The organism is Pseudomonas sp. PS01270 (genome assembly GCF_029959775.1).
Taxonomy (GTDB): Bacteria; Pseudomonadota; Gammaproteobacteria; order Pseudomonadales; family Pseudomonadaceae; genus Aquipseudomonas; species Aquipseudomonas atacamensis.
Window position 1 is genome coordinate 1 of sequence record NZ_JASCPT010000037.1, and the last position, 22,236, is coordinate 22,236.

Here is a 22,236-nt window from a genome sequence, read left to right on the forward strand (position 1 = left end):
GCTCGCGAATGCGGTAGTCCAGTCAATAATTGATAAAGACTGATACTCCGCGTTCGCGAGCAGGCTCGCTCCCACAGTGTTTTGCGGCAGCCGATTTACTCGGCGATCTGCAACTTGCGCGCCTCGGTATACACGTACCGCACTTTCTCGTACTCGAACGGCGAGTTCATCTGGCCGTAGCGGAAGCTGGTCTGGTAGCGCTTGTCGATCGCACGCAAGGCCCAGACTTCCGGGTGATTGGAGCTGACTTCCGCGACGTTGAGGAAATTGATCGCGGTGTCGGCGGTGTAATCCACGGCCAGACCTGCGGTGTCGCGGATGTTCGACGGGCCGAAGATCGGCAGTACGAAGTAGGCGCCGCCCGGTACGCCGTAGAAGCCCAGGGTCTGACCGAAGTCTTCGTTCTGGCGTGGCAGGCCCATGGCGGTGGCCGGGTCCCACAGGCCGGCGATGCCGATGGTGGTGTTGAGCAGCAGGCGCGCGGTGGTTTCCATCGAGCGCTGGCCCTTGAACTGCAACAGGCTGTTAACCAGGTTCGGCACGTCACCAATGTTGTTGAAGAAGTTGCTCACCCCGGTACGCACAAAGCTTGGGGTGATGTAGCGATAGCCATCGACTACCGGCAGGAACACCCACTGGTCGAAGCGATAGTTGAAGTGGTAGACCCGGCGGTTCCACGATTCCAGCGGGTCATAGACGTTCAGCGCGTTGAGCGTCGAACGTTCGAACTCGCGCTGGTCCAGGCCCGGGTTGAACTTGAGTTTGGTCAGCGGTTCCTTGAAGCCGTCGCTGTCGACCACTACCGGGGCATCGGCTTTACTGTTGTCGGCCTGGGCCACGCCTGCACAGAGGAACGCTGCAATCAGCAGGAGATATTTAGCCACGGAAGAACTCCAGCATGGCGTCGCTGTTGACGCGATAGTTAAGGTTGCCGCAGTGGCCGCCCAGTGGATAAACGGTCAGGCGATCACCGAAGGTTTTACGCAGGAAGCCCAGGTCGCCAGGGCCGAGGATGACGTCGTCGGCGTTGTGCATCACGGCGATTTTCGGGCTGTCGTGCAGGTAATCCTTGAGCGCATACAGGCTGACCTGGTCGATCAGTTGCAGCAGGCTGCCGCCGTCGGTGCGCGCGCGCCACATCGGAATAACCTGCTCGGTGATGTAGCAGTCGAAGTCGCATTGCAGCGCACGCTTGAGGAACGGCGTGAGGCTGGTGCCTTCGGTGATCGGGAATTTCGGCGGGGTAATCAGACCGCGACGGTTGACCAGGTCCGAGGTGTAGGCAATGTCGGCTGCCGAGAAGCGGAACGACGTGCCAATCAGCATGGCCATCTGTTCGTTGGTCAGGTGCTGCTTGGACTGCTGGAAGTCATACAGCAGCGCATCGTTGAGGTCGATGTAGCCTTTCTGCTGGAAGTAGCGGGTCAGCTTGGTCAGTACCAGTTCGTAAAAGGTGGTGCTGTTGTTGATGCCTTTCACCTCGGTCTGTACCAGCTTGTCGAGGTTGGTCACCGAGGTATAGAGGTTGACCGGCGGGTTGAGCAGCAGGACTTTCTTGAAGTTGAAGCTGCGGCGCGTTTCGTCCAGATGCGCGACGAACGCGGCATCGAGGGCGCCGAGGCTGTAACCGGTCAGATAGTACTCAGTGACCGGCAGTTTCGGGTTCTGCGCCCGCACGGCCTGCATCACCCGATACATGTCTTCGGCATCTTCCTTGGTCACGCCCGGGGTGGCGAAACGCGAGGCGGCGCTGATGAAGTCGAAGCTGGTCGGCGACGACAACTGCACGACATGGTAGCCGGCCTTGTAATACAGCTTTTTCAGGTATTCGTTGAGCGTGCTGTCAAAGCGCGCGCCGGTGCCGGCGATCAGGAAGATCAGCGGCGCCGGTTTGTCCTGCGTGGCGATGCGGTAGGTGAGTTTTTTGACTGCCCAGAAATTGTCCGGCAGCTGGAATTCACGCTCCGGGCGCAGGGTGAGGCTGCGGTCCGTTTGATTGATGTCGTCGTCCAGCGGCAACTCCGGACGCAGGTCCGGTGGGGTCGTGGCGATCGTCGCCTCGAACGGGTTGGTCAGCGGGTAGCCATAGCTGGCGGCGTCGATATCCACCGCCAGCGCGGACGCACTCAAGATAAGGCCGCTGAACAGCGCGGCGAAGCGCAAGGAACGGAGCATGACTAGATCCCTTAGAGGAAGGTGCCGATTGAAGTTCGCAGGCTATGACCACCGGCCGTGCGCCAAAGTGCCATGCTGCGGCACCAAACAGGCGGAATTCGGGGTAATAGTAGCTGGACGATACACGTTGCGAGGGCTTGCTGAACAGTTAACAGTTGTTAGTGCTTGCGAATGCCGGTCGGCAGATTAAGCTGGCCGCCGATTTCCGCAGATTGGAGTGCTCCATGTCCCGCCGCTTGCCCGTGATTGTGCTGCTTGTTTTGTTGCCGCTGTGGCTGGCCGCCAGTTATGCCGCGCGCTATGGCTTCATGGAAGACGGGCAGTGGGTGGGTATCTGTGTCGACGAGGCCGGTCGTTGGGAGTGCCTGGTGCGGTCGAACCTGGGGCTGATGATTCATTTCAGGGTGTTGGGCTGGGCGGCGGTGGGCGCGGCGGTATTGGCGTTTGTCGTGCCGGGACGGGCAGGGTGGTGGCTGGCGGTGCTGGCGCTGGTGTTCGGCCTGCCGGCGCTGGCGTTGTACAACACCACATTAGCGGTATTTGCGGTGGTGATTGCCGGATTGCGCCTGGTCCGCGAGTCCCGCAGCGTCTGACAGTCAGTCATCGCGGGCAAGCCCGCTCCCACAGGGATTGAGGTGAACACAACATTTGTGTGCAGCAGAAATCCTGTGGGAGCTGGCTTGCCAGCGATGGCGATTTCGAAAGCGCTGAAATCAGGCCTTGCGAACCCGCAGGCAGCGCCACAACGCCACCACCATCAAACCACTCACCAGCGCCCAACCCCACGCCTGCTGATTCAGCATCCCTTCCTGATACAGCTGCGGTGCAATCCCCGCGCCGACGATAAAGGTCAGCAGAGCAATCTCCCGACGCGGCACGCTCACCGGGCGGTACAGGTAGACCAGCGCCGGCAGCACGAACGCCATGCTGGCGAAACTGCGATAGCGCGGATCGAAGACCATCTCCAGCATCATCACCGCCGCGGCAAAACCGGCCGCCACGACCAGCCAGCCGGCGCGCCGTTCGAGGAAATCGAAGGCTCGCGCGCGCCAACCGCTACGCGCGCTTAGCGTCAGCGCGGCATGCGCAAGGACCAATAGATTCAAACCGGTCAGCAGTCCGACCCACAGCCATTCCCCGGCAAACCGCGTGGTCAGCCGCGCCAGATCGCCCCAGGCGCCAATCGAGCAAGCAGCGACGGCGCCTAGCAGTGGCAGCAGCAGCGCCGAACGTGTAGTGCGGACAGCACCGCCAAGCATCAGCGTGCCAAGGAAAATCAATCCGCCGACCGCCAGCCACTCTTTCCAGTACGGCACATTGCTCACCGGCCCGGCGAGCACGCCCTTGTCCTGCCGATCGGCATCGAACAGCCCCCAATAGCCGCCGACCGCGCCTTCACTGCCGCGCTTCCACGGTTGATCGAAGGCTTCGATCAGGTTGTAACGCCAGCCTTCCTGCTCGGCCATCGCCACAAAGCCACGAATGAATTTTGCCTCGTTGACCCGGCTCGGTACGGCTGTTTCACGCTGACGGCCTTCGCTCGGCCAGCCGGTTTCGCCAATCATCACGTCTTTGGGCGCGAACTTGTTGCCGAACACCTGACGCACATCCGCCACATGCCGCAGCGCCACGTCGATGTTCGATGGATCGTCTTCCCAGTACGGCAGCAAGTGAATGGTCAGAAAGTCCACGGCCGGCGCGACTTCCGGGTGCTTGAGCCAGAATTCCCAGACGTCGGCGTAGGTCACCGGTTGCTTGACCTGGCTTTTGACCTTGTTGATCAGCCGGGCCAGTTGTGCGCCGGTGACCTCTTTGCGCAGCAGTGCCTCGTTGCCGACGATCACCGCTGTAACCACGTCGGGGTTGGCATTGGCCGATTTGATCAGCAGCTCGACTTCCTGCTCGGTATCGACCGGATTGCTGTTGACCCAGGCGCCGATCATCAACTTCAGACCGTGCTTGCGCGCCAGATCGGGCATGGCTTCGAGCCCGGTCATCGAGTAGGTGCGGATGCATTCAAAGCGCGTCGCCAGCAGCGCGAGGTCGGCGTCCATGCGCTCGGGGCGTAATTTGAACGGCACGTCGAACGGCGATTGGTCCTTGTCGAACGGCGTATAGGAGGCGCACTGCAATTTGTGTGTCGGCGTCGCGGCGTCCGGCAGGATCACCGGTTGGCCGAGGTCATACCAGAAACCGCCAAGGGCCAGGAGCCCGAGCAGGCAGGCGAACAGATAAGGCAGAAAAGGAAATCGGGACGTTGCGGACATGGTCAGGCCGAGTGGCTGCAAAGCGACGCATGTTACCTGCATTTATAGAAGGGCAGGTGGCTCGCTGGCGTTGTACATGCAAAGTTCGGGCGGATTGTCTGGCGTCAATTAATCGCGCTTGATTAATGGCTTTCTGATGTCGTTTCTCGCTGCCTTGAGGTCGCTGACAGAGCAGGTCGCCGGCCGCTTGAGGTTGATGATCAAACCATCAGTACCCTTTTTGAAAAATCGGCTGATGTTCGGTGTGTGAGGTCCGGCGTGATGGGGGCGCTGTGCACCATAACAATACGTTGACGATGCCCGGCATCCGTCGGGCGCAGCATTTCGGGGAAGTAAACGATGAAGATGCGACGACTTTTAGGCGCAGGTGCCGTTCTGGCGCTTGCGATGAGTTCCACTTTCGCCAACGCTGAAAAACAGACCCTGAACATCGGTTACGTTGACGGCTGGTCCGACAGCGTCGCGACCACTCACGTGGCGGCCGAAGTGATCAAACAGAAACTCGGTTACGACGTGAAACTGCAAGCCGTTGCCACCGGGATCATGTGGCAGGGCGTGGCCACCGGGAAACTCGACGCGATGCTCTCGGCCTGGCTGCCCGTGACGCACGGTGACTACTGGACGAAAAACAAGGATCAGGTCGTCGACTACGGCCCGAACTTCAAGGACGCGAAGATCGGCCTGATTGTGCCGGAGTACGTCAAAGCCAAATCGATCGAAGACCTGAAAACCGACGACACCTTCAAAAACCGCATTGTCGGCATCGACGCCGGTTCAGGCGTAATGCTCAAGACCGATCAGGCGATCAAGGATTACGGTCTGGACAAGTACAGCCTCAAGGCCAGTTCCGGCGCCGGCATGATTGCCGAGCTGACCCGCGCCGAGAAGAAGAACGAATCCATCGCTGTCACCGGTTGGGTGCCGCACTGGATGTTCGCCAAGTGGAAACTGCGCTTCCTCGACGACCCGAAAGGCGTGTATGGCCAGGCTGAAACCGTGAACAGCATCGGCAGCAAAGGCCTGGACGCCAAGGCGCCGGAAGTGGCCAAGTTCCTGAAAAACTTCCAGTGGGCGTCGAAAGACGAAATCGGCGAGGTCATGCTGGCGATCCAGGACGGCGCCAAGCCTGATGCAGCGGCCAAGGACTGGGTAGCCAAACACCCGGATCGTGTAGCTGACTGGACCAAATAACAGCTTCACCGCCGAACTCTGTGGGAGCGAGCTTGCTCGCGAAAGCGCTCTGTCAGTTGACTGATACGGCGCCTTCGCGAGCAAGCTCGCTCCCACAGTTGTTTTTGGGTGTCCGGAAAATGGCCAGAACATCATGGCCATCTACTACTAAGGTCGTCTGGATCCTCTCTCGCAGCCGCATACATTAGCTACGTTCCAACAATAATTTGTGCTGCGAGGATAAAAACAATGAACGACAGCATTTACCTCTCGATTCAAAACAGTCCCCGATTCAAGGAGCTGGTTCAGAAAAGGGAACGATTCGCCTGGATTCTCTCGGCAATCATGCTCGGGCTGTACTCCGCATTCATCCTGCTGATCGCATACGGGCCGCACGTGCTCGGGGCGAAACTCAGTCCTGAATCCTCAATCACCTGGGGCATCCCGATCGGTGTCGGCCTGATCATTTCAGCCTTCGTCCTGACCGGCATCTACGTGCGCCGCGCCAATGGCGAGTTCGACGACCTGAACAATGCGATTCTCAAGGAGGCTCAGCAATGATCCGGCGTCTACTGGCTCTATTGAGTGTTGCGGCTTTCGCGCCGAGTGTCTGGGCGGCTGACGCGTTGACGGGGGAGGTGGCCAAACAGCCGCTGAACATCCCGGCGATCCTGATGTTCGTGGCCTTCGTCGGCGCGACGTTGTACATCACCTACTGGGCTTCGAAGAAAAACAATTCGGCCGCCGATTATTATGCGGCGGGCGGCAAGATCACCGGTTTCCAGAACGGCCTGGCGATCGCTGGCGACTACATGTCGGCGGCGTCCTTCCTGGGTATTTCCGCGCTGGTGTTCACCTCCGGTTACGATGGCCTGATCTACTCGATCGGCTTCCTCGTGGGCTGGCCGATCATTCTGTTCCTGATCGCCGAACGCCTGCGCAACCTGGGTAAATACACCTTTGCCGACGTGGCGTCCTACCGCCTCGGGCAAACCCAGATTCGCACCCTGTCCGCCTGCGGCTCGCTGGTGGTGGTGGCGTTCTACCTGATCGCGCAAATGGTCGGTGCCGGCAAGCTGATCCAGCTGCTGTTCGGCCTCGATTACCACGTTGCGGTGATCCTGGTCGGCGTGCTGATGTGCATGTACGTGCTGTTCGGCGGCATGCTCGCGACCACTTGGGTGCAGATCATCAAGGCAGTTTTGCTGCTGTCCGGTGCCTCGTTCATGGCGCTGATGGTGATGAAGCACGTGGGCTTTGACTTCAACACGCTGTTCTCCGAAGCGATCAAGGTGCACGCCAAGGGTGAGGCAATCATGAGCCCGGGCGGTCTGGTGAAGGATCCGATCTCGGCATTCTCGCTGGGTCTGGCGCTGATGTTCGGCACCGCTGGCCTGCCGCACATTCTGATGCGCTTCTTCACCGTGAGTGACGCAAAAGAAGCGCGCAAGAGCGTGCTGTACGCTACCGGTTTCATTGGTTACTTCTACATCCTGACCTTCATCATCGGCTTCGGCGCGATCCTGCTGGTCAGCACCAATCCGGCCTTCAAAGATGCAGCGGGCGCCTTGCTCGGCGGCAACAACATGGCGGCGGTGCACCTGGCCAACGCGGTGGGCGGCAGCATCTTCCTAGGCTTCATCTCGGCAGTGGCGTTCGCAACCATTCTGGCTGTGGTAGCCGGTCTGACCCTGGCGGGTGCTTCGGCGGTTTCTCACGACCTGTACGCCAGTGTGATCAAGAAGGGCAAAGCCAACGAGAAGGATGAGATTCGCGTGTCGAAGATCACCACTATCGCCCTGGCGGTGCTGGCGATTGGCCTGGGCATTCTGTTCGAAAGCCAGAACATTGCGTTCATGGTCGGCCTGGCGTTCTCCATCGCGGCGAGCTGCAACTTCCCGGTACTGCTGCTTTCGATGTACTGGAAGAAGCTGACTACTCGCGGCGCGATGATTGGTGGCTGGCTGGGTCTGGTGAGTGCTGTTGGTCTGATGATCCTCGGCCCGACCATCTGGGTGCAGATTCTGCATCACGAGAAGGCGATCTTCCCTTACGAATATCCGGCGCTGTTCTCGATGATGATTGCGTTCATCGGGATCTGGTTCTTCTCGATTACCGACAAGTCGGCGGCTGCGGACAATGAGCGGGCGCTGTTCTTCCCGCAGTTTGTGCGTTCGCAGACCGGGTTGGGGGCGAGTGGGGCGGTTTCGCACTAAGAGATCAGATGTAAGCTGCAAGCTGCAAGCTTCAAGAAAACGCCCTGATTGAGAGATTGGGGCGTTTTTTTGTGGGCGGTTATCGGTTGGTTTGGTGTGTATATCCGTTGCTGCGGTAACGGCGGCTTAGGGTTTCGCCCTTACGGCGAGTCACCTTTTCCAAACGCCGAAAAGGTAACCCAAAAGGCTTGCTCCTACGTTCGGCCCTCGCAGGCTCGGGTTCCTTCGCTGCGGGATCGATCCGGGCGCAGCGGCTCCGGTTTGCTTCGCTGCACCTCCTTCCGCTGTGTCTGGCTGCGCCAGACGGTCGCTGCGCTCCCACGCCCGGATCAATCCCTCCGCTCAGCCTTCCGACGTCGCCCGTGGATCAAGATCAAAAGCACTCGAGCTAACGCTCATTGTTGAGTGGTTAGAAGCGTCGCACGGCTTGAGATTTTCGGTGGATTCGCCCCTCACCCCAGCCCTCTCCCGAGGGAGAGGGAGCCGATTTGTGAGGTGTTCAAAACCTGCATTCGACTCGGTATCGCAAGTCGGCGTGTTTCGCCCAAACACCTCGGTCAGTTCCCTCTCCCTCTGGGAGAGGGCTAGGGTGAGGGGCTCTTGATCTGGCTTTGGCTTTTGCTTTTGATCTTTTGCCCTTTCGGCAGGCTTCGTTACGGGATCGATCCGGGTGTGGGAGCGCAGCGACCGTACGACGCAGTCGTACACAGCGAGTGTAGGTGCAGCGAAGCCGACCGGAGCCGCTGCGCCCGGATCGGTCCCGTAACGAAGGTACCCCGAGCCCTAGCGAGCGGGCCGTACGCCGGGGCAAAGCCTTTTGGGTTACCTTTTTGGCGTCTGAAAAAGGTGACTCGCTGTAAGAGCGAAACCGCCAGCGGCAGCACCCGCAGCAACGGATATGCCCCCAGAATCCAAGAACCAGTCGGCCCGAAGGCCGCTGAGACCACAAACAAAAACGGCCTCTATATAAGAGGCCGTTCCTGACACACCACTAAACCATCACAAAAAAAGAAAAACCCTTATTTGCGATCTTCCAGCTTGGTGATGTCACGCGACTCGTAACCGGTGTACAGCTGGCGCGGGCGGCCAATCTTGTACGGGCTCGAGAGCATTTCCTTCCAGTGCGAAATCCAGCCGACAGTACGCGCCAGGGCGAAAATCACCGTGAACATGCTGGTTGGAATGCCGATCGCCTTGAGGATGATCCCCGAGTAGAAGTCGACGTTCGGGTACAGCGAGCGCTCGATGAAGTACGGGTCGGTCAACGCGATCTCTTCCAGGCGCATGGCCAGTTCGAGTTGCGGATCGTTGTTGATGCCCAGTTCCTTCAACACTTCGTCGCAGGTCTGCTTCATGACAGTCGCGCGAGGGTCGCGGTTCTTGTAGACGCGGTGACCGAAGCCCATCAACTTGAACGGATCGTTCTTGTCCTTGGCTTTGGCGATGAACTTGTCGATGTTCGACACATCGCCAATCTCGTCGAGCATGGTCAGCACGGCTTCGTTCGCACCGCCGTGGGCAGGGCCCCACAGTGCGGCGATACCGGCGGCGATACAGGCGAACGGGTTGGCACCCGAAGAACCGGCCAGACGCACGGTGGAGGTCGAAGCGTTCTGCTCGTGGTCGGCGTGGAGGATGAAGATCCGGTCCATGGCCTTGGCGAGTACCGGGCTGATCGGTTTGATCTCGCACGGGGTGTTGAACATCATGTGCAGGAAGTTTTCCGCGTACGTCAGGTCGTTGCGCGGGTACATCATGGGTTGGCCCATGGAGTACTTGTAGACCATCGCTGCCAGGGTCGGCATCTTCGCAACCAGACGGATCGCGGAGATTTCGCGATGCTGCGGGTTATTGATGTCCAGGGAGTCGTGGTAGAAGGCCGAGAGGGCGCCGACTACACCGCACATGACGGCCATCGGGTGGGCGTCGCGACGGAAACCGTTGAAGAAGGTTTTCAGTTGCTCGTGAACCATGGTGTGGTTCTTCACGGTGCTGACGAACTGGGCCTTCTGTTCTGCGGTCGGCAGTTCGCCGTTGAGCAGCAGGTAGCAGGTTTCCAGGTAGTCCGACTTTTCAGCCAGCTGTTCGATCGGGTAGCCGCGGTGCAACAAAATGCCGTTGTCGCCGTCGATATAGGTGATTTTCGATTCGCACGAAGCGGTCGACATGAAACCCGGGTCGAAAGTGAAGCGGCCCGTGGCCGTCAGGCCCCGAACATCGATTACATCGGGACCAACGGTGCCGGTTAAAATGGGCAGCTCGACGGGGGCTGCGCCCTCGATGATCAACTGCGCTTTTTTGTCAGCCATGTGGCCTCCTATTTATGCTTGAACCATCAGACAGACCCCCCACGCAGGGCCCGCACCACTATAGTGAGATAAATTCGAATGTCAATTTGCCTAAAGTCTTGCTCCAGAAGGCTTTAAGCCGACTTTTTCCTCGAAATTGCCTGCCATTTACGCCTTTTATGCAACTTGTGCAATCCGCTATTGGGGGTAGGTGAACGCGTTGTCATTAGTAGCCTAACTGTCTATACTCGGCCACCGACCGCCAAGGGCTTTTGGGCTTGCTTTCATTGGGGGTCGCATCCCTGGGTGGTGGTTACCTGACCAGTGCACTCCCCAACAACTTTGCCCTGATTGTTAGGGGCTCTTCAGTGTGAAAAAAAAGCCGTGAAAAGCCAACGACCTGTAAACCTAGACCTAAGGACCATCAAACTCCCAGTCACTGCTTACACGTCCATTCTTCACCGTATCTCCGGTGTCATCCTCTTCGTGTGCCTTGCCATCATGCTTTACGCATTGGACAAGTCGCTGAGCTCCGAGGAAGGCTTCGGTCAGGTGAAAGCGTGTCTGACCAGTCCGCTAGCCAAGCTAGTGATTTGGGGCATCCTGTCCGCTCTGCTGTATCACCTGGTAGCCGGTGTGCGCCACTTGATCATGGACATGGGCATCGGTGAGACGCTGGAAGGCGGCAAACTGGGCTCGAAAATCGTTATCGCCGTTTCCGTGGTGGTAATCGTTCTGGCAGGAGTCTGGATATGGTAACTAACGTCACTAACCTGTCGCGTTCGGGCCTCTATGACTGGATGGCACAGCGTGTGTCTGCGGTCGTTCTCGCGGCTTACTTCATCTTTCTGATCGGATACATCGTCGCCAATCCTGGCCTCGAGTATGCCCAGTGGCATGAACTGTTCGCTCACAACGGAATGCGTATTTTCAGCCTGCTGGCCCTTGTTGCTCTGGGCGCTCACGCCTGGGTCGGCATGTGGACCATCGCGACCGACTACCTGACGCCAATGGCGTTCGGCAAGTCCGCAACGGCGATACGTTTCCTTTTCCAGGCAGTATGCGGCGTTGCGATGTTCGCTTACTTCGTCTGGGGTGTGCAGATTCTCTGGGGTATCTGATTCATGGCTAACATTCCAACGATTTCTTTCGACGCCATCATTATTGGTGGTGGCGGTGCCGGCATGCGCGCTGCGCTGCAGCTGGCACAGGGCGGCCACAAGACTGCGGTGATCACCAAGGTTTTCCCGACCCGTTCGCACACTGTGTCCGCGCAGGGCGGCATCACGTGCGCCATCGCTTCCGCTGACCCGAACGATGACTGGCGCTGGCACATGTACGATACCGTCAAGGGTTCCGACTACATCGGTGACCAGGACGCTATCGAATACATGTGTCAGGAAGGCCCGGCTGCCGTGTTCGAGCTGGATCACATGGGGCTGCCGTTCTCGCGTACCGAGCAAGGCCGCATCTATCAGCGTCCGTTCGGTGGCCAGTCCAAGGACTACGGCAAGGGCGGTCAGGCTGCACGTACCTGCGCTGCGTCCGACCGTACCGGTCACGCGCTGCTGCACACGCTTTATCAGGGCAACCTGAAAGCCGGCACTACGTTCCTCAACGAGTACTACGCTGTTGATCTGGTGAAAAACCAGGAAGGCGAATTCGTTGGTGTGATCGCGATCTGCATCGAAACCGGCGAAACCTCCTACATCCGTGCCAAGGCCACCGTCCTGGCCACTGGCGGTGCAGGCCGTATCTACGCGTCCACCACCAACGCCCTGATCAACACCGGTGACGGCGTCGGCATGGCTCTGCGTGCTGGCGTGCCGGTACAAGACATCGAAATGTGGCAGTTCCACCCGACCGGCATCGCCGGCGCCGGTGTACTGGTTACCGAAGGTTGCCGTGGTGAAGGTGGTTACCTGATCAACAAGCACGGCGAGCGTTTCATGGAGCGTTATGCTCCGAACGCGAAAGACCTTGCAGGTCGTGACGTGGTTGCCCGTTCGATGGTCAAGGAAATCATCGCCGGCAACGGTTGCGGTCCGAATGGCGACCACGTGATGCTCAAACTCGACCACCTGGGCGAGGAAGTGCTGCACAGCCGTCTGCCAGGCATCTGCGAACTGTCGAAGACTTTCGCCCACGTTGACCCGGTCGTTGCTCCGGTTCCGGTTGTGCCGACCTGCCACTACATGATGGGCGGCGTTGCCACCAACATTCATGGCCAGGCGATCACCCAGAACGCCGAAGGTCAGGACCAGATCATTCCTGGTCTGTTCGCGGTAGGTGAAGTGGCTTGCGTATCGGTACACGGTGCGAACCGTCTGGGCGGCAACTCGCTGCTCGACCTGGTGGTCTTCGGTCGCGCTGCCGGCCTGCACCTGGAAAAGGCGTTGACCGATGGCATCGAATACGACGACGCTACCGAGTCCGACATCGAAGCTGCACTGTCGCGTTTGAACGCGCTGAACAACCGTACCGACGGTGAAGACGTTGCCACCCTGCGTCGCGAGCTGCAAAGCTGCATGCAGAACTACTTCGGTGTATTCCGTACCGGCGAATACATGCAGAAGGGCATCGCTCAGCTGGCCGATCTGCGCAAGCGTATCGCCAACGTGAAGATCAACGACAAGTCGCAAGCGTTCAACACTGCACGTATCGAAGCGCTGGAACTGCAGAACCTGCTGGAAGTGGCTGAAGCTACCGCCATCGCGGCCGAAGTACGTAAAGAGTCCCGCGGCGCTCACGCCCGTGAAGACTTCGAAGACCGTGATGACGAAAACTGGCTGTGCCACACCCTGTACTTCCCGGGTGACAAGCGCGTCACCAAGCGTGCCGTGAACTTCTCGCCGAAGACTGTTCCGACTTTCGAACCTAAAGTCCGGACTTATTAAGGGTGACCGCCATGTTGCAAGTCAGTGTTTATCGCTACAACCCTGATCAGGACGCCGCGCCGTTCATGCAGGATTTCCAGGTCGATACCGGTGGTAAAGACCTGATGGTGCTGGACGTGCTGGCCCTGATCAAAGAGCAGGACGAAGGTTTCTCCTATCGTCGCTCCTGCCGTGAAGGCGTCTGCGGCTCCGACGGCATGAACATCAACGGCAAGAACGGTCTGGCCTGCATCACGCCGCTGTCTGCCGTTGTAAAAGGCAACAAACTGATCGTTCGTCCGCTGCCAGGTTTGCCGGTTATCCGTGACCTGGTCGTCGATATGAGCATCTTCTACAAGCAATACGAGAAGGTGAAGCCTTACCTGCAGAACGACACGCCGGCTCCGGCCATCGAGCGTCTGCAGTCGCCAGAAGAGCGCGAAAAGCTCGACGGTCTGTACGAGTGCATCCTGTGCGCCTGCTGCTCGACCTCTTGCCCGTCCTTCTGGTGGAACCCGGACAAGTTCCTGGGTCCTGCTGCGCTGCTGCAAGCCTACCGCTTCCTGGCAGACAGCCGCGACACCAAGACCAGCGAGCGTCTGGCTTCACTTGACGACCCGTTCAGCGTTTTCCGCTGCCGGGGCATCATGAACTGCGTCAACGTATGTCCGAAAGGCCTGAACCCGACTAAGGCCATCGGTCACATCCGTAACATGCTGCTTTCGAGCGGCGTGTGATTCAGCTGCTGTAACCGTTGCACCGTAGAGGCTGTGGCGCGGGCTTCAACCCGCGTCATGGCTATAACCAGAGCCGTAGCCATAAGCTGCAGCTCTTCTTTTGAAGAAATGAGACAAGCAGGGGCATCCGGGCTGGTACCCGGACTATCAGTGTGATCCTAGGTGGCTTGTTTTAGTCGCTGCATTCGGACTTCTGCAAGTTTGCTCGGTGTCGACACCGATGGTGTTCCCCTAACCGAGGGTGACCAAGCATGCAAGAAAGCGTGATGCAGCGCATGTGGAACAGCGCCTACCTTTCAGGTGGAAACGCTGCCTATGTGGAAGAGCTTTATGAGCTCTACCTGCACGACCCTAACGCTGTGCCAGAAGAGTGGCGCACCTACTTTCAGAAGTTGCCAGCCGACGGCAACTCTGCCACTGATGTTTCGCACTCGACGATTCGCGATCATTTCGTGCTGCTGGCAAAGAACCAGCGCCGCGCCCAACCGGTTTCCGCCGGCAGCGTGAGCAGTGAGCACGAGAAGAAGCAAGTTGAAGTGCTGCGATTGATCCAGGCCTACCGTATGCGTGGCCACCAGGCAGCCCAGCTTGACCCGCTGGGGCTGTGGCAGCGTCCTGCACCTGCAGACCTGTCGATCAATCATTACGGCTTGACCAATGCCGATCTTGATACGACCTTCCGTGCCGGCGACCTGTTCATCGGCAAAGAGGAAGCGAGCCTACGCGAAATTCACGAAGCGTTGCAGCAGACATATTGCCGCACCATCGGCGCTGAATTCACGCACATCACCGATTCCGAGCAGCGCCAGTGGTTCCAGCAGCGTCTGGAAAGCGTGCGTGGTCGTCCGACGTACTCCGCCGACATCAAGAGCCACCTGCTTGAGCGCGTGACTGCCGGTGAAGGCCTGGAAAAATACCTGGGCACCAAATACCCGGGCACCAAGCGTTTCGGTCTGGAAGGCGGCGAAAGCCTGATTCCGATGCTCGACGAACTGATCCAGCGTTCCGGCTCGTACGGCACCAAGGAAGTCGTCATCGGCATGGCCCACCGTGGCCGTCTGAACGTACTGGTCAACACCTTCGGCAAGAACCCGCGCGAGCTGTTCGACGAGTTCGAAGGCAAGAAGAAGGTCGAGCTGGGTTCCGGTGACGTTAAATACCACCAGGGCTTCTCGTCCAACGTGATGACCACCGGCGGTGAAGTTCACCTCGCCATGGCGTTCAACCCGTCCCACCTGGAAATCGTTTCCCCGGTGGTCGAAGGTTCGGTGCGCGCCCGTCAGGACCGTCGCAACGACCTGACCGGTGAGAAAGTTCTGCCGATCTCCATCCACGGTGACGCGGCATTCGCCGGTCAGGGCGTGGTCATGGAAACCTTCCAGATGTCGCAGACCCGCGGTTTCAAGACCGGCGGTACCGTGCACATCGTGATCAACAACCAGGTTGGTTTCACCATCAGCAACCCGCTGGACTCGCGCTCCACCGAGTACGCCACCGACGTTGCCAAGATGATCCAGGCGCCGATCCTCCATGTGAATGGTGATGATCCGGAAGCGGTGCTGTTCGTGACCCAACTGGCCATCGACTACCGCATGCAGTTCAAGCGTGACGTGGTGATCGATCTGGTCTGCTACCGTCGTCGCGGCCACAACGAGGCCGACGAGCCAAGCGGCACCCAGCCACTGATGTATCAGCAGATCACCAAGCAGCGCACCACCCGTGAGCTGTACGCTGATCGCCTGACCCAGGCCGGTGTGCTTGACGCTGAACGCGTTCAGGCCAAGGTCGACGAATACCGCAACGCGCTGGACAACGGTCTGCACGTAGTGAAATCGCTGGTCAAAGAGCCGAACAAAGAGCTGTTCGTCGACTGGCGTCCGTACCTGGGCCACGCCTGGACCGCGCGTCACGACACGCGTTTCGATCTCAAAACCTTGCAAGAGCTGTCCGCCAAGCTGCTGGAAATTCCGGAAGGCTTCGTCGTTCAGCGTCAGGTCGCGAAGATCTACGAAGACCGTCAGAAGATGCAAGCCGGCGGCCTGCCGATCAACTGGGGTTACGCCGAAACCATGGCGTACGCGACCCTGGCGTTCGAAGGTCACCCGATTCGCATGACCGGTCAGGACATCGGCCGCGGTACGTTCTCGCACCGTCACGCTGTGTTGCACAACCAGAAAGACGCGGGCACCTACATTCCGCTGCAGAACCTGTACGACGGTCAGCCACGTTTCGACCTGTACGACTCGTTCCTCTCGGAAGAAGCGGTACTGGCATTCGAATACGGTTACTCGACCACCACGCCAAACGCGCTGGTGATCTGGGAAGCCCAGTTTGGCGACTTCGCCAACGGTGCTCAGGTCGTGATCGACCAGTTCATCACCAGCGGCGAGCACAAGTGGGGCCGTCTCTGCGGTCTGACCATGCTGCTGCCACACGGTTACGAAGGCCAGGGCCCTGAGCACAGCTCGGCTCGTCTTGAGCGTTACTTGCAGCTGTGCGCCGAGCACAACATTCAGGTGTGCATGCCGACCACGCCAGCACAGATCTACCACTTGCTGCGTCGTCAGGTGATCCGTCCGCTGCGCAAGCCGCTGGTCGTGCTGACGCCGAAGTCGCTGCTGCGCCACAAGCTGGCCATCTCGACGCTGGAAGATCTGGCCGAAGGTTCGTTCCAGACCGTGATCCCGGAAATCGACGCACTGGACCCGAAAAAGGTCGAGCGCGTGGTTCTGTGCAGCGGCAAGGTCTACTACGACCTGCTGGAAAAACGCCGTGCCGAAGGCCGCGAAGATATCGCCATCGTGCGTATCGAGCAGCTGTATCCGTTCCCTGAGGACGACTTGAAAGAAGTCCTGGCTCCGTACACCAACGTCAAACACGCCGTTTGGTGTCAGGAAGAGCCGATGAACCAGGGTGCCTGGTACTGCAGCCAGCATCACTTGCGTCGCAGCATCGCCAACCTCGACAAGACTCTCGTACTCGAGTACGCGGGCCGTGAGGCTTCGGCTGCGCCAGCTTGTGGTTACGCATCGATGCACGCCGAGCAGCAGGAAAAACTGCTGCAAGATGCTTTCACTGTTTAACGCCTTCGCGCTGACTGAAACCGAATTTTAAGGACCCACAGATAATGGCTATCGAAATCAAAGCCCCGTCATTCCCGGAATCGGTTGCCGATGGCACCGTTGCCACCTGGCACAAGAAACCAGGTGAGGCCGTCAAGCGTGACGACCTGATCGTCGACATCGAAACCGACAAAGTCGTGCTCGAAGTGTTGGCTGAAGCTGACGGCGTGCTGGGCGCAATCGTTGCCGAAGAGGGCGCTACCGTTCTGTCGAACCAGGTTCTGGGCTCGATCGAAGAGGGCGGCGCTGCTGCCGCTCCTGCCGCCGCTCCTGCCGCCGCTGCTGCTCCGGCTGCTACTGCCGCTGCCGCACCGGCTGCTGCCGATGGCGAAGATGACCCGATCGCAGCTCCTGCCGCTCGCAAGCTGGCTGAAGAAAACGGCATCAACATCGCTTCCGTTGCCGGCACCGGCAAGGGCGGTCGTGTGACCAAGGAAGACGTGGTAGCAGCAGTCGCTGCGAAGAAAGCCGCTCCGGCTGCCGCGCCTGCCAAGGCTGCTGCTCCTTCGGCTGCTGCGCCTGTGTTCGCTGCCGGCGACCGCATCGAGAAGCGCGTACCGATGACTCGCGTACGTGCCACCGTGGCCAAGCGTCTGGTTGAAGCCCAGTCGAACATGGCGATGCTGACCACGTTCAACGAAGTCGACATGACCGAAGTCATGGCTCTGCGTTCGAAGTACAAGGACCTGTTCGAGAAGTCCCACAACGGCGTACGCCTGGGCTTCATGTCGTTCTTCGTGAAAGCGGCCACCGAAGCGCTGAAACGCTTCCCGGCTGTCAACGCGTCGATCGACGGCGGCGACATCGTTTACCACGGCTACGCGGACATCGGCGTTGCCGTTTCCAGCGACCGTGGCCTGGTGGTACCGGTTCTGCGTAACGCCGAGCTGATGAGCCTGGCTGAAATCGAAGGCGGCATCGCAACATTTGGCAAGAAAGCCCGTGACGGCAAACTGTCGATGGACGAGATGACCGGTGGTACCTTCACCATCACCAACGGTGGTACCTTCGGTTCGATGATGTCGACGCCGATCGTCAACCCGCCGCAGGCAGCGATCCTGGGCATGCACAACATCATCCAGCGTCCGATGGCCATCAACGGTCAGGTCGTGATCCGTCCGATGATGTACCTGGCTCTGTCCTACGATCACCGCCTGATCGATGGCAAAGAAGCTGTGACCTTCCTGGTGACCATCAAGAACCTGCTGGAAGATCCGGCTCGTCTGTTGCTGGATATCTAAAAAGCAGCTGCAAGCTTTCAGCTACAAGCCTCAAGCTCAAGGCGAGCGGGTGGGCTTGCAGCTTGAAGCTTGCGGCTTGTAGCTTTATTGCTAAAGAGGATTTTTTGAATGTCGCAGAAATTTGACGTAGTAGTGATCGGTGCCGGCCCTGGTGGCTATGTAGCGGCCATCAAGGCTGCTCAGTTGGGCCTGACCACTGCCTGCATCGAGAAGTACACCGACGCAGAGGGCAAGCAAGCCCTGGGCGGTACCTGCCTGAACGTGGGTTGCATTCCTTCCAAGGCGCTGCTCGACAGCTCGTGGAAATACAAGGAAGCCAAAGAGAGCTTCAACGTTCACGGTATCTCGACCGGCGAAGTCAAAATGGACGTCGCTGCGATGGTTGGCCGCAAGGCTGGCATCGTCAAGAACCTGACCGGCGGCGTTGCCACCCTGTTCAAGGCCAACGGCGTTACTTCGATCCAGGGCCACGGCAAGCTGCTGGCCGGCAAGAAAGTCGAAGTCACCAAGCCGGACGGTTCGGTTGAAGTCATCGAAGCGGAAAACGTCATCCTCGCGCCAGGTTCGCGTCCGATCGACATTCCACCGGCTCCGGTTGACCAGAAAGTCATCGTCGATTCGACTGGCGCTCTGGAGTTCCAGTCCGTACCTAAACGTCTGGGCGTGATCGGCGCTGGCGTGATCGGTCTGGAGCTGGGTTCGGTATGGTCGCGTCTGGGTGCAGAAGTGACTGTTCTCGAAGCACTGGACACTTTCCTGATGGCAGCGGACACCGCTGTTTCCAAGGAAGCGCTGAAAACCCTGACCAAACAGGGTCTGGACATCAAGCTGGGCGCTCGCGTTACCGGTTCGAAAGTCAACGGCGAAGAAGTCGTCGTCAACTACACCGATGCCAACGGCGAACAGACCATCACTTTCGACAAGCTGATCGTAGCCGTTGGTCGCCGTCCGGTGACCACTGATCTGCTGTCTGCCGACTGTGGCGTGGAAATCGACGAGCGCGGTTTCATCGCGGTCGATGACCATTGCGTCACAGCTGTACCGGGCGTCTTCGCCATCGGTGACGTGGTTCGCGGCATGATGCTGGCCCACAAGGCTTCGGAAGAAGGCATCATGGTTGTCGAGCGCATCAAGGGCCACAAGGCTCAGATGAACTATGATTTGATCCCTTCGGTTATTTATACTCACCCGGAAATCGCGTGGGTTGGCAAAACCGAGCAGGCGCTGAAGGCCGAAGGCGTTGAAGTCAACGTCGGCACCTTCCCGTTCGCCGCTTCCGGCCGTGCCATGGCTGCCAACGATACCGGTGGTTTCGTCAAGGTCATCGCCGATGCCAAGACCGACCGCGTATTGGGCGTGCACGTGATTGGCCCGAGCGCTGCAGAACTGGTTCAGCAGGGCGCGATCGGTATGGAATTCGGCACCAGCGCTGAAGACCTGGGCATGATGGTTTTCTCCCATCCGACCCTGTCCGAAGCCTTGCACGAAGCTGCTCTGGCAGTGAATGGCGGCGCCATTCACATTGCCAACCGCAAGAAGCGTTAAGACATAATAAGAAACCACGGCGGCAACGGCCCGTCGTGAGCCTTGCGAGCAAGACTCACCGCGGAATGTCCGCCGGACGCAGTCTTGCGTAGCCCAGCTACGCAAGCAGCAGTCACAGGTGGCGCGGCACTCAAACGAGCGCAGCGCCGAATGCGCAGTACCTAACGAAGACGGTAAAAAGCATGAATCTTCACGAGTATCAGGGTAAGCAGCTGTTCGCTGAATACGGCCTGCCAGTTTCCACTGGTTACGCAGTAGACACCCCGGAAGCAGCAGCAGAAGCTTGCGACAAGATCGGCGGCAACGAGTGGGTCGTCAAAGCCCAGGTTCACGCCGGTGGTCGCGGTAAAGCGGGCGGCGTAAAGCTGGTTCGCAGCAAAGAAGACGCCAAAGCCTTCGCACAGCAGTGGCTGGGCAAGCGTCTGGTGACTTACCAGACTGACGCCAATGGCCAGCCAGTCACCAAGATCCTGGTTGAATCGTGCACTGATATCGCTAAAGAGCTGTACCTGGGCGCTGTCGTTGACCGTTCGAGCCGTCGCATCGTGTTCATGGCTTCCACCGAAGGTGGCGTGGACATCGAGAAAATCGCTCACGACACTCCAGAAAAAATTCTCAAGGCCACTATCGATCCACTGGTTGGCGCTCAGCCATCCCAGGGTCGCGAGCTGGCATTCCAGCTGGGTCTGGAAGGCAAGCAGGTCACTCAGTTCGCCAAGATCTTCGTAGGTCTGGCCAAGCTGTTCAAAGACCACGACCTGGCTCTGCTGGAAGTGAACCCGCTGGTGATCAAGGCTGACGGCGATCTGCACTGCCTCGACGCGAAGATCAACATCGACGCCAACGCCATGTACCGTCAGCCTAAGCTGAAGGCTTTCCACGATCCGTCGCAGGACGATCCGCGCGAAGCGCACGCTGCCAAGTTCGAACTGAACTACGTAGCCCTGGAAGGCAACATCGGCTGCATGGTCAACGGTGCCGGTCTGGCCATGGGTACCATGGACATCGTCAACCTGCATGGCGGCAAGCCAGCCAACTTCCTCGACGTAGGTGGTGGCGCTACCAAGGAACGCGTTACTGAAGCGTTCAAGATCATCCTGTCCGACCAGAACGTCGCGGCAGTACTGGTCAACATCTTCGGCGGCATCGTTCGCTGCGACATGATTGCCGAAGGCATCATCGGCGCTGTGAAAGAAGTCGGCGTGAAAATCCCGGTTGTTGTTCGCCTTGAAGGCAACAACGCTGAGCTGGGCGCTAAAGTACTGGCAGAAAGCGGTTTGAACATCATCGCTGCTACCAGCCTGACCGACGCTGCTCAACAAGTTGTCAAAGCTGCGGAGGGCAAATAATGAGCGTCCTGATCAATAAAGACACCAAAGTTATCTGCCAGGGTATTACCGGTTCGCAAGGTAGTTTCCACACCCAGCAAGCCATCGAATACGGCACCAAGATGGTTGGCGGCGTAACTCCGGGCAAAGGCGGCACCGAGCACCTGGGTCTGCCAGTGTTCAACACCGTAAAAGACGCAGTAGCTGCCACTGGCGCTACCGCCAGCGTGATCTACGTTCCGGCTCCGTTTTGCAAGGACTCGATCCTGGAAGCGGCATTCGGCGGCATCAAGCTGATCGTCTGCATCACTGAAGGCATTCCTACCTTGGACATGCTGGACGCCAAAGTTAAGTGCGACGAGCTGGGCGTAGTCCTGATCGGCCCTAACTGCCCAGGCGTGATCACCCCAGGCGAATGCAAGATCGGCATCATGCCAGGTCACATTCACTTGCCAGGCAAGGTCGGTATCGTTTCGCGTTCCGGCACCCTGACCTACGAAGCTGTGAAGCAGACCACTGACGCCGGTTTCGGTCAGTCGACTTGCGTCGGCATCGGCGGTGACCCGATCCCGGGTTCGAACTTCATCGACATCCTGAAGCTGTTCCAGGAAGACCCGAAGACCGAGGCGATCGTGATGATCGGCGAGATCGGCGGTTCGGCTGAAGAAGAAGCGGCTGCCTACATCAAGGCTAACGTGACCAAGCCGGTTGTTTCCTACATCGCTGGTGTGACTGCTCCTCCGGGCAAGCGCATGGGCCATGCTGGCGCAATCATCTCTGGCGGCAAAGGCACTGCAGACGAGAAATTCGCTGCGCTGCAAGACGCAGGCGTTAAAACCGTGCGTTCGCTGGCAGACATCGGCAAGGCCCTGGCCGAGCTGACTGGCTGGGAAGTGAAGAAGTAAGCTTCGGCTGACTTTTTAGCTCCAGCAACAAAGGCCACCTTCGGGTGGCCTTTGTCGTTTCTGGCGTATGAGAATTTTGAGCGCTGTTTTGGCGAGGGGATTTATCCCCGCTGGGCTGCGAAGCGGCCCCCATGCCAGCGTCCATGATCAGTCAGGCAGTTCCAGCTAGGATTCTTTGGGACTGCTGCGCAGTCCAACGGGGATAAATCCCCTCGCCACAGGTTTGCTGTGATGAATACGTGTTCTCTGTATGAAAAATAGATATGTAAACGCGACACGGAAACGTCGCGTATCGGATAGTTCGCCCTCCAACAGTGCGTTTGTCCGCCAAATTCGTTAGGCTGGCCGCCATTTTTGCGTCCGCCG

Annotated in this window: 17 protein-coding genes; 13 read left to right on the top strand and 4 right to left on the bottom strand. The window is 58.9% G+C overall.

Annotation, left to right across the window (positions count from 1 at the left end):
* Positions 1 to 95: 95 nt before the first annotated feature.
* Positions 96 to 884, bottom strand: a complete 789-nt coding sequence (locus QMX86_RS13070) for a VacJ family lipoprotein (RefSeq protein WP_024012144.1) — start codon at positions 882 to 884, stop codon at positions 96 to 98.
* A complete protein-coding gene (locus QMX86_RS13075; RefSeq protein ID WP_024012145.1) occupies positions 877 to 2,175 on the bottom strand; it encodes a serine protein kinase PrkA in 1,299 nt (432 codons plus the stop codon). The genes QMX86_RS13070 and QMX86_RS13075 overlap by 8 nt, the downstream gene beginning before the upstream one ends.
* A 224-nt stretch (positions 2,176 to 2,399) precedes the next feature.
* Here QMX86_RS13075 and QMX86_RS13080 point away from each other — a divergent pair, with 224 nt between their 5' ends.
* The gene (locus QMX86_RS13080; RefSeq protein ID WP_282387387.1) at positions 2,400 to 2,768 is read left to right on the top strand and encodes a hypothetical protein; all 369 of its coding nucleotides are present in this window, start codon (positions 2,400 to 2,402) and stop codon (positions 2,766 to 2,768) included.
* A gap of 120 nt (positions 2,769 to 2,888) precedes the next feature.
* Here the strand turns inward: QMX86_RS13080 and QMX86_RS13085 are convergent, their stop codons facing one another.
* Positions 2,889 to 4,484: a beta (1-6) glucans synthase gene (locus tag QMX86_RS13085; RefSeq protein ID WP_282387385.1), complete on the bottom strand. Its 1,596-nt coding sequence runs from the start codon at positions 4,482 to 4,484 to the stop codon at positions 2,889 to 2,891.
* A 297-nt stretch (positions 4,485 to 4,781) separates the two neighbouring features.
* On the opposite strand from QMX86_RS13085, the gene QMX86_RS13090 reads away from it, so the two are divergent.
* From QMX86_RS13090 to QMX86_RS13100, 3 genes are all read left to right on the top strand, one after another.
* Entirely contained in the window at positions 4,782 to 5,633 is an 852-nt protein-coding gene (locus QMX86_RS13090; RefSeq protein WP_016771017.1) for a glycine betaine ABC transporter substrate-binding protein, read from the top strand.
* A gap of 228 nt (positions 5,634 to 5,861) precedes the next feature.
* Complete coding sequence (locus QMX86_RS13095) at positions 5,862 to 6,173, top strand: DUF485 domain-containing protein (RefSeq protein ID WP_016771016.1); 312 nt, start codon at positions 5,862 to 5,864, stop codon at positions 6,171 to 6,173.
* A complete protein-coding gene (locus QMX86_RS13100; protein ID WP_016771015.1) occupies positions 6,170 to 7,828 on the top strand; it encodes a cation acetate symporter in 1,659 nt (552 codons plus the stop codon). Before QMX86_RS13095 ends, QMX86_RS13100 begins: the two co-directional genes overlap by 4 nt.
* A gap of 1,019 nt (positions 7,829 to 8,847) precedes the next feature.
* Here QMX86_RS13100 and gltA read toward each other — a convergent pair.
* Complete coding sequence (gene gltA, locus QMX86_RS13105) at positions 8,848 to 10,137, bottom strand: citrate synthase (protein ID WP_003222994.1); 1,290 nt, start codon at positions 10,135 to 10,137, stop codon at positions 8,848 to 8,850.
* 363 nt (positions 10,138 to 10,500) lie between these two features.
* On the opposite strand from gltA, the gene sdhC reads away from it, so the two are divergent.
* The 9 genes from sdhC to sucD all read left to right on the top strand — a co-directional run bounded on the left by sdhC (position 10,501) and on the right by sucD (position 21,870).
* Positions 10,501 to 10,875, top strand: coding sequence for a succinate dehydrogenase, cytochrome b556 subunit (gene sdhC / locus QMX86_RS13110; protein WP_016773673.1), 375 nt, complete (start codon positions 10,501 to 10,503; stop codon positions 10,873 to 10,875).
* A complete protein-coding gene (gene sdhD, locus QMX86_RS13115; RefSeq protein WP_008049683.1) occupies positions 10,869 to 11,237 on the top strand; it encodes a succinate dehydrogenase, hydrophobic membrane anchor protein in 369 nt (122 codons plus the stop codon). The genes sdhC and sdhD overlap by 7 nt, the downstream gene beginning before the upstream one ends.
* 3 nt (positions 11,238 to 11,240) lie before the next feature.
* Complete coding sequence (sdhA, locus tag QMX86_RS13120; RefSeq protein ID WP_024012149.1) at positions 11,241 to 13,013, top strand: succinate dehydrogenase flavoprotein subunit; 1,773 nt, start codon at positions 11,241 to 11,243, stop codon at positions 13,011 to 13,013.
* Between the two features lie 11 nt (positions 13,014 to 13,024).
* Entirely contained in the window at positions 13,025 to 13,729 is a 705-nt protein-coding gene (locus QMX86_RS13125; RefSeq protein ID WP_016773675.1) for a succinate dehydrogenase iron-sulfur subunit, read from the top strand.
* 251 nt (positions 13,730 to 13,980) lie between these two features.
* A complete protein-coding gene (locus QMX86_RS13130) occupies positions 13,981 to 16,812 on the top strand; it encodes a 2-oxoglutarate dehydrogenase E1 component (protein ID WP_041479560.1) in 2,832 nt (943 codons plus the stop codon).
* A gap of 44 nt (positions 16,813 to 16,856) precedes the next feature.
* On the top strand, positions 16,857 to 18,092 hold the full coding sequence (gene odhB, locus QMX86_RS13135) for a 2-oxoglutarate dehydrogenase complex dihydrolipoyllysine-residue succinyltransferase (protein WP_282384437.1): 1,236 nt from the start codon (positions 16,857 to 16,859) through the stop codon (positions 18,090 to 18,092).
* A gap of 108 nt (positions 18,093 to 18,200) precedes the next feature.
* The gene (lpdA, locus tag QMX86_RS13140; RefSeq protein WP_016773678.1) at positions 18,201 to 19,637 is read left to right on the top strand and encodes a dihydrolipoyl dehydrogenase; all 1,437 of its coding nucleotides are present in this window, start codon (positions 18,201 to 18,203) and stop codon (positions 19,635 to 19,637) included.
* Between the two features lie 182 nt (positions 19,638 to 19,819).
* Positions 19,820 to 20,986, top strand: coding sequence for an ADP-forming succinate--CoA ligase subunit beta (sucC, locus tag QMX86_RS13145; RefSeq protein ID WP_016773679.1), 1,167 nt, complete (start codon positions 19,820 to 19,822; stop codon positions 20,984 to 20,986).
* Complete coding sequence (gene sucD, locus QMX86_RS13150) at positions 20,986 to 21,870, top strand: succinate--CoA ligase subunit alpha (protein WP_016773680.1); 885 nt, start codon at positions 20,986 to 20,988, stop codon at positions 21,868 to 21,870. Before sucC ends, sucD begins: the two co-directional genes overlap by 1 nt.
* Positions 21,871 to 22,236: the final 366 nt, after the last annotated feature.

Coding starts and splice junctions, on each gene's coding strand:
- sucD (WP_016773680.1), top strand. CDS start 20,986: ATGAGCGTCCTGATCAATAAAGACACCAAAGTTATCTGCCAGGGTATT.
- QMX86_RS13100 (WP_016771015.1), top strand. CDS start 6,170: ATGATCCGGCGTCTACTGGCTCTATTGAGTGTTGCGGCTTTCGCGCCG.
- QMX86_RS13080 (WP_282387387.1), top strand. CDS start 2,400: ATGTCCCGCCGCTTGCCCGTGATTGTGCTGCTTGTTTTGTTGCCGCTG.
- QMX86_RS13095 (WP_016771016.1), top strand. CDS start 5,862: ATGAACGACAGCATTTACCTCTCGATTCAAAACAGTCCCCGATTCAAG.
- sdhA (WP_024012149.1), top strand. CDS start 11,241: ATGGCTAACATTCCAACGATTTCTTTCGACGCCATCATTATTGGTGGT.
- QMX86_RS13125 (WP_016773675.1), top strand. CDS start 13,025: ATGTTGCAAGTCAGTGTTTATCGCTACAACCCTGATCAGGACGCCGCG.
- QMX86_RS13075 (WP_024012145.1), bottom strand. CDS start 2,175: ATGCTCCGTTCCTTGCGCTTCGCCGCGCTGTTCAGCGGCCTTATCTTG.
- odhB (WP_282384437.1), top strand. CDS start 16,857: ATGGCTATCGAAATCAAAGCCCCGTCATTCCCGGAATCGGTTGCCGAT.
- sucC (WP_016773679.1), top strand. CDS start 19,820: ATGAATCTTCACGAGTATCAGGGTAAGCAGCTGTTCGCTGAATACGGC.
- lpdA (WP_016773678.1), top strand. CDS start 18,201: ATGTCGCAGAAATTTGACGTAGTAGTGATCGGTGCCGGCCCTGGTGGC.
- sdhD (WP_008049683.1), top strand. CDS start 10,869: ATGGTAACTAACGTCACTAACCTGTCGCGTTCGGGCCTCTATGACTGG.
- QMX86_RS13130 (WP_041479560.1), top strand. CDS start 13,981: ATGCAAGAAAGCGTGATGCAGCGCATGTGGAACAGCGCCTACCTTTCA.
- gltA (WP_003222994.1), bottom strand. CDS start 10,137: ATGGCTGACAAAAAAGCGCAGTTGATCATCGAGGGCGCAGCCCCCGTC.
- QMX86_RS13090 (WP_016771017.1), top strand. CDS start 4,782: ATGAAGATGCGACGACTTTTAGGCGCAGGTGCCGTTCTGGCGCTTGCG.
- QMX86_RS13085 (WP_282387385.1), bottom strand. CDS start 4,484: ATGCAGGTAACATGCGTCGCTTTGCAGCCACTCGGCCTGACCATGTCC.